5 protein-coding genes are annotated in these 7,108 nt (G+C 73.8%); 1 reads left to right on the top strand and 4 read right to left on the bottom strand.

Annotated features, from left to right (window positions below; translation table 11 throughout):
* Positions 1-127: 127 nt before the first annotated feature.
* Positions 128-3,340, top strand: coding sequence for a S8 family peptidase (locus tag PLP61_RS13180; RefSeq protein WP_324503195.1), 3,213 nt, complete (start codon positions 128-130; stop codon positions 3,338-3,340).
* 72 nt (positions 3,341-3,412) lie between these two features.
* Here PLP61_RS13180 and PLP61_RS13175 read toward each other — a convergent pair whose 3' ends face one another.
* The 4 genes from PLP61_RS13175 to PLP61_RS13160 all read right to left on the bottom strand — a co-directional run.
* On the bottom strand, positions 3,413-4,054 hold the full coding sequence (locus PLP61_RS13175; protein ID WP_324503194.1) for a 4a-hydroxytetrahydrobiopterin dehydratase: 642 nt from the start codon (positions 4,052-4,054) through the stop codon (positions 3,413-3,415).
* Positions 4,055-4,111: 57 nt separating this feature from the next.
* A complete protein-coding gene (locus PLP61_RS13170) occupies positions 4,112-4,837 on the bottom strand; it encodes a GNAT family N-acetyltransferase (RefSeq protein WP_324503193.1) in 726 nt (241 codons plus the stop codon).
* A 10-nt stretch (positions 4,838-4,847) separates the two neighbouring features.
* A complete protein-coding gene (locus tag PLP61_RS13165; protein WP_324503192.1) occupies positions 4,848-6,095 on the bottom strand; it encodes a kynureninase in 1,248 nt (415 codons plus the stop codon).
* Positions 6,096-6,172: 77 nt separating this feature from the next.
* Positions 6,173-7,108 (bottom strand): hypothetical protein (locus tag PLP61_RS13160; protein ID WP_324503190.1); only part of this gene is annotated, 936 nt, incomplete at its 5' end.

Here is a 7,108-nt window from a genome sequence, read left to right as displayed (position 1 = left end):
CCACCATGTGACGCGCCCGGGTCGGCTGCCCCACGACACGACGGTCTGGGGGCCCCTGTCGACGCCCTGTCGGAGGCCGGCACTAAGGTCACCCTCGGCACGTCACCGACCGGAGGGGGACCATCCCGTGGATCTGTCAGGACGCAGGAGGAGCTGGGCGGCCGTCGCCGCCGTCGCCGCCGTGACGGCGGCGCTGGGGACGACCCCCTCGGCCCGGGCGGCCGGCGACGGACCGAGCTCCGCGCCGGTGCCGCTGTCCTCGCGCGAGGCGCTCCAGGGCGCGAAGGGCAAGGTGGTGGGCTTCGACCGCACCACCGAGGGGACGCAGAGCGTCTTCGTGCAGCTCTCCGGGCAGGGGGCGGCCGACATCGCCCGTTCGGGGAGTGCGCGTGCGGTGCGTGACCGCCGGGCCGTCGTGCAGCGCCAGGCCGCCGACGTGCTGCAGACCGCCAGGGCGGCCGACCGGTCCGCGTCCCGGCTCTTCGTGGTCACCAACGCGGTGCCCGGGACCGGGCTCCGGGTGGATGCCGCCGGGCTGCGCGCGATCGCCGCCCGCCCCGACGTGGTCAGGGTCTCCCGGATCGTGCCGAAGACGTTCAGCAACGCCAACACGGCCGCGCTGGTGAGTGCGATCGACGCGTGGAAGTACGCCGGCGGCACCGGTGCGGGGGTCGACGTCGGCATCATCGACACCGGGCTGGACTACACCCACGCCGACTTCGGCGGCACCGGGACGCCCGCGGCGTACGACACCGCCCACGCCAGCCCCGCCGATCCCGGGTGGTACGCCGGTCTCCCGGCGCTGGCCCAGGCCAAGATCATCGGCGGCTACGACCTGGTCGGCGACGACTACGACGCCGACACCCAGCCCGTCCCCGCCCCGGACCCCAACCCGATCGACTGCGGGGAGCACGGCACCCACGTGGCCGGGACCGCCGCGGGGTACGGCGTCACCGACGCGGGTGACACCTTCACCGGCGACTACTCCGCGCTCACCCCGGCCGACCTGATGGACATGAAGGTCGGCCCGGGGATGGCCCCCGAGGCCCGGCTCTACTCGCTGAAGGTCTTCGGCTGCGAGGGCTCCACCGACGTGGTGATCGAGGCGCTCGACCGGGCGCTGGACCCCAACCAGGACGGCAACTTCGCCGACCACCTCGACATCGTCAACCTCTCGCTGGGCAGCGACTACGGTCTGGTGGACGACCCCGAGAACGCCGTGATCGCCGAGCTCGCCGACCACGGCGTGCTGTCGGTGCTCTCCATGGGCAACAACGGGGACCTCACCGACACCGGCGGGGCACCCGGCAACGCCGTCAGCTCCCTGGCCGCGGCCAGCAGCGTCGACTCCTACCAGCTGCGCGACGGTCTGCGCATCGACGCCCCCGCGAGCGTCGCAGGGATCGCCGCCGGCCAGATGTCGGTGGCCTACGACTGGGCCGGCAACGAACCGGTGACCGGCGACGTGGTGGCGCTCAGCGACGGCAACGCCGACGGCTGCGACACGCTCTCCGGGGCGGACGCCTCCACGGTGAACGGCAAGGTCGCCTGGCTGGTGTGGGACGACGATGACGCCACCCGGCGGTGCGGCTCGGCGACGCGGTCGGCGAACGTCCGCGACGCCGGCGCGATCGGAGCCGTGTTCACCTCGGGCCTGGACGTCTTCGGCGCCGGGATCACCGGTGACGCGACGATCCCCGTGGTCCAGCTGCCCAAGACCTGGGTCGACACCCTGCAACCGTCGCTCGAGGCGGGGACGCTCAAGGTCACCTTCGACGGGGCCCTTCAGGCCTCGATCAAGGACGTCAACCCGGCGATCTCCGACACCGTGTCCTCGTTCACCTCCCGCGGCCCGCACGGGTCGATCGGTGTGGTGAAGCCCGACGTGGCCGCCCCGGGCGACACCATCGCCTCGGCCGGGATGGGGTCGGGCTCCGGCCCGCTGGTGATGTCGGGGACCTCGATGGCCTCCCCGCTCACCGCGGGCGTGGCCGCGCTGGTGAAGGCGGCGCACCCCTCGTGGTCGCCGGTCATGGTCAAGGCCGCGGTGATGAACACCGCCGGGCATGACCTGTGGACCGGCCCCAACCGGACCGGACACCGGTTCGCGCCGGCTCGTGTCGGCGCCGGCCGGGTCGACGCGGCCCGGGCCAGGACCACCACGGTGCTCGCCTGGGCGACCCAGCCCGCCGACGCCGTGTCCGCCTCGTTCGGCGTGGTGCCGGCCCCGGTCACCAAGGCCACGGTCACCAAGCGCAAGACCGTCGTGGTGCGCAACACCGGCACGAAGCGGGTCACCGTGTCACTGCGGTACCAGGCGGTCAACCCCGCAGCCGGGGTGCGCTACACCGTCTCGCCGCGCACGCTCACGGTGAAGCCGCGCCGGTCGGCGCGCGCGGTGGTGACCATGACGGTGCGGCCCACCCGGCTGCGCCACACCCTCGACCAGACGATGGCCGCCACGCAGGTGGGCCTGCCGCGGCAGTTCGTCTCCGACGCCTCCGGCCGGCTGCTGGTCACCCCGACCGGCAAGCCCGCGCTGCGGGTCCCCGTCTACGGCGCGGCGAAGCCGGTGTCGGCGACGTCGGCGTCAGTGGTGAAGAACCGGATCGCGCTGTCCGGGACGGGCATCGCGCAGGGGTCCGGTCCGGCGTCGTACACCTCCGTCGCGGCCGTGATGAAGCTGGGCGCCACCAGCGGGGTGCTGCCGACCTGCCCGGCAGGCCAGCTGCCGGTGGGCTGCACCAGCCTGCGGAGCGAGAAGGCCACCGACCTGCAGGCCATCGGGGCGGGGGCCAACCACGACTGGCTCTGGTTCGGCGTCGCCACGCAGGGTGACTGGGCCAACATCGGCAACGGGTTCATCCCCTACGTCGACTACGACGTCACCGGCGACGGCACGCCCGACCTGGAGACCTACATCACCACCCTGTCGGGCTCCGACGTGCTGGTCTCCGTCACGGTGGACCTCTCCAGCGGCGACACCCTGGACGTCGAGTTCGCCAACTTCCTCGACGCCACCACGGACACCAACGTGTTCGACACCAACGTCGTGGTGCTGCCGGTGTGGCGGCAGGCCGTCGGCCTGGACGTCTCCGCCCCGGCGGTCGGCTACACGGCCGGGGTGTGGAACGCCTACGCCGGAGTGGTCGCCGAGGAGGTCTCCGCCACGGCTCCGTACGACCTGGCCGATCCGGCCTTCTCGACGGCAGTGCCGCTCTACGACGACCCGGCCCGGATCGCCTACCAGGCACCGCGGCGGACCAAGGCGCTGGTCTTCCACCTGCACGGGGCGAAGGGGTCTCGCGCGGAGGTGGTCACCGTGCCGGCCCGTCCGTAGGACGGTCGACGACAGCGGCCCCGGCGCCTCGGCGCCGGGGCCGCTGCGGCGTGAGGGCTCAGCGGCGCAGGCTCAGCTGCCGCCGCCCTGCCAGGTGCACAGGCACGCCTTGTTGCCGTCGGGGTCCGACAGCACCCAGAACGACGGGGCCTCGGCGTCGCTGACCAGCGAGCCGCCCGCCTGCAGGGCCGCGTCGATCCGCGGTGCCACGACCTCCGGTGGCACGATCACGTCGAGGTGGAAGCGCTGCCGGGCGGGGTCCGCGCTGTCGGTCGGCTGGAACCACAGCGTGGTGCCCCTTCCCGTGGAGTCCCGGACCTCGTCGCCGTCCGCCTCGTACCCCAGCACCGCGGCCCAGAACGGCAGGACCGTCGAGTGTTCCGGGGTGTCCAGCGCCAGCTCCAGCACCGACACCGCGGTCGGCTCGGCGGTGGCGGACTGGGCGGACGCGAGTGCCGAGATCCTCCGGGCCAGCCGCACGTCCCGCTCGGTCACCCCGCCGCTGTCATGGCTGGTCAGCCGGACGTCGACGTGGGAGTAGCGCAGGTCGAGGTCGGGATGGTGGTTCAGCTCCTCCGCCGCCGCCCCGATGGCGTCGACGAGCCGGAGGCCGGCGGCGAAGTCGCCCGTGCGGAACCTGGCGTGCAGCGATCTCAGCAGCAGCCGCCAGTCGGCCAGTCCTTCCTGCTCGATCTGCTCTCCGGTCAGGGTCATAGGGACACCTCCTGCTGGTCACGGGCGAGGGACGGTTGCCCACGGTAGCCCGCTCGGTCAGGGGCGGGCGTCGGTCGGCTCGCCGGCGGTGAGGGTCGAGAGCGACTGCCGCTGGCGCCCGTCGGCGTGGAAGTTGGCGGGGTCCAGCCACGCGTCGTAGGCCGCCGACACCCGCGACCAGTCGGCGTCGGTGAGCGAGAACCAGTCGGTGTCGCGGTTGCGCCCCTTGTACACCATCGCCTGTCGGAACCGGCCCTCGAAGGTGAAGCCGAGCCGAGCGGCGGCCCGCCGGGACGGCTCGTTGGCCGAGTCGCACTTCCACTCCAGGCGCCGGTAGCCAAGCGCACCCAGCACGTGGCGGGCGAGCAGGACGAGCGCCTCGGTGGCGGCGGTCGTGCGCTGCAGGTCTCGGGAGAACAGGATCGAGCCGACCTCGACACAGCCCTGCGCGGGGTCGACCCGCATCAACGTGGCCAGCCCCTCTGGGACACCGGTCTCCCGGGGGACGATCGCGAGCGTCACGGTGGCCGGGTCGTCGGCCGCGGCCGCCAGCAGCGCCGCCAGCCCGTCGAGGTCGCGGGGCCGGTCCTGGGTCCGGTAGGTCCACAGCGGCTCGTCCGCAGCGCGGCACAGCGCGGCGTACAGGTGCGGCGCGTGGGCGAGGCTCACCGGCTCCAGCCGGACGGTCCGTCCGGCCAGCTCCACCGGCGCCGGGGCGGGCCGGGGGGTCCAGCCCGGCACCGGGTCGCCGACGGTCTGGCCGTGGTCGTTGACCCTGGTCATCGCGGGGCGGTCAGCGCAGCCGGGCCAGCTCGTCGCGGACCGCGCCCATGCCCTGCCAGAGCTCGGTGAAGCTGGTGGACAGCGGGGACAGTCCGACACGCAGCCCGCCGGGGTCGCGGTAGTCGGGGATCACGTCACGTGCCCACAGCCGGCTGGTGACCTCCTGCATCGCAGCGTGGCGCAGCGTGACGTGCCCGCCGCGCACCGACGGGTCGCGCGGCGAGGCGACCTCGACGTCGAGGGGGGCCAGCCAGGCGTCGGCAAGCGCGAGCGCGTAGTCGGTGAGGGCCAGCGACTTCTCGCGGATCGCCGGCATCCCGGCGGCCTCGATGAGGGTGAGCATGTCCTGCATCGCCACCATGCCGACGATGGGGGGCGTGCCGGAGAGGAAGCGGCGCATCCCGGCAGCCGGGGCGTAACCGGGCCCCATCGTGAACGGCTCGGCGTGCCCCATCCAGCCGGGGATGGGCTGGGTCAGCGCGGGCTGCAGGCGCGCCGCCACGTAGCCGAACGCCGGGGAGCCGGGACCTCCGTTGAGGTACTTGTAGGTGCAGCCGACCGCCAGGTCCGCGCCCCAGTCGTCCAGCGCCAGCGGGACCGACCCGACCGAGTGCGAGAGGTCCCACAGCACCATCGCCCCCGCCTCGTGGGCCATCCGGGTCAGCCCGGGAGCGTCCGCGATGAACCCCGACCGGTAGGCCACGTGGCTGAGCAGCACCAGCCCGGTGGCCGGCCCGAGCACGTCGGCCAGCTGTCCCGCGGTGACGCCCGCCGTACGGTCCACCTCGATCCAGCGCAACGACAGCCCCCGCTCCCCGGCGATGCCCTCGGCGAGGTACCGGTCGGTGGGGAAGTTGTCGGTGTCGACGACGAGCTCGGTACGTCGCGGGTCGCGTGCCAGCTGGACGTCCACCGCCGCCCGGGCCAGCTTGTAGAGCAGCACGGTGGTCGAGTCGCCGACGGCGGTCTGCCCGGGGCCGGCGCCCAGCACGACCCGGCCGAGCGCGTCACCCAGGGTGAGGGGCTGGTCGAACCAGCGTTCGTCCCAGCCTCGGATCAGCCGCCCGCCCCAGTCCTGCTCCACGAACTCGGCCAGCCGCCGAGAGGTGCGCGCGAGCGGTCGGCCCAGGGAGTTGCCGTCGAAGTAGACCAGCGGCCCCTCGGCCCCCAGGAACTCCGCCCGGTAGGCCGCCAACGGGTCGGCACGGTCCAGAGCCTCGGCATGGCGCAGGTCGGTGAGCGGCGGGGTCGCTGGCACCCCCCATGTCTACCGCATGGGAGGGACGGTCGCGATCCAGCCGGTCACGGTCAGCGGAGGCCACCCGCCGCGTGCGCTCACTGGTAGGAGACGAAGCGCACGGGCGGGCGGATGCCGCGCACCCGAGCCGGGCTCATCAGGTGCCGGTCCTCGTCGTAGAAGAGCTTCAGGCCGAGGGTGAACCGTCGGGGACGGACCACCGCGCGGTAGGTCGCGAGCTTCTGCTGCGGGCTGCCGAAGCCGTCCACGTGCTGCACGAGGGCCAGTCCCGGTCGCGGTCGGACCTCGTCGACGTGCTCGACCATGGCCACCCTGAACTGGTGCACCACGAACAGCTTCTGGGGCAGGCGGTGCCGCTGGACCAGCCGGGAGAGCCAGGCACTCGTGCGGTTGACCTCCGTGGCGTCGACCGAGCCGATCACCCGGGCGGGCACCTGATGCCGACCCATCCGCCACTCCGGGTCCAGCGCCAGGCCGACCCAGGGGTCCTCGAGCGCCCAGGCCCAGCGCCGGGCGACCCGGAGGAAGCTGCTGCGCCCCGGTTGCAGGTCCAGGAGGAGCAGTGCGCCGTGCCGGTGCGCCGCGCGGACGTAGCGGCGTACCTGCGCCCGCGGGATGTCGTGGCTGTAGTCGCCGTCCCGGCCGGGGTGCGCGTCAGCCACCGTCACGATGAGCTCGTAGACCGGCTGGAGGTGCTCGCCCGGCCGGCGGAACGGCCGCGCGGCCCGCACCAGCCGCTGGTGGGCCCGGTCGACCCCGGTCTCCCCCAGCACCCCGAGAGCACCGGTCCCGGCCGTGCCGTAGTACGCCACCAGGAACGAGCGGTCGCCGAACACCGTCCGCCGTCCCCCGGGGAGGGCCGCACGGGCCGCCAGCGGTGGCGGGGTCGGGGCCACCTGCACCCCCAGCGGGTGCTGGCCCAGGTGCTCCAGGCCCTGCAGGAGCGGGCCGGCTTCGACCCGGGCGACGTCGACGACGTGGTCACCGGCAACGGCTCGCACGTGGGCGACCAC

The sequence above is a fragment of the Nocardioides sp. genome, assembly GCF_035429765.1.
Lineage (GTDB): Bacteria > Actinomycetota > Actinomycetes > Propionibacteriales > Nocardioidaceae > Nocardioides.
The sequence above is the reverse complement of the archived record's forward strand: the minus strand, read 5'-3'. Positions and strand labels throughout refer to the sequence as shown.

Excerpts from the sequence above, each read along its gene's own strand:
- PLP61_RS13175 (WP_324503194.1), bottom strand. The coding sequence starts at position 4,054 with ATGACCCTGACCGGAGAGCAGATCGAGCAGGAAGGACTGGCCGACTGG.
- PLP61_RS13170 (WP_324503193.1), bottom strand. The coding sequence starts at position 4,837 with ATGACCAGGGTCAACGACCACGGCCAGACCGTCGGCGACCCGGTGCCG.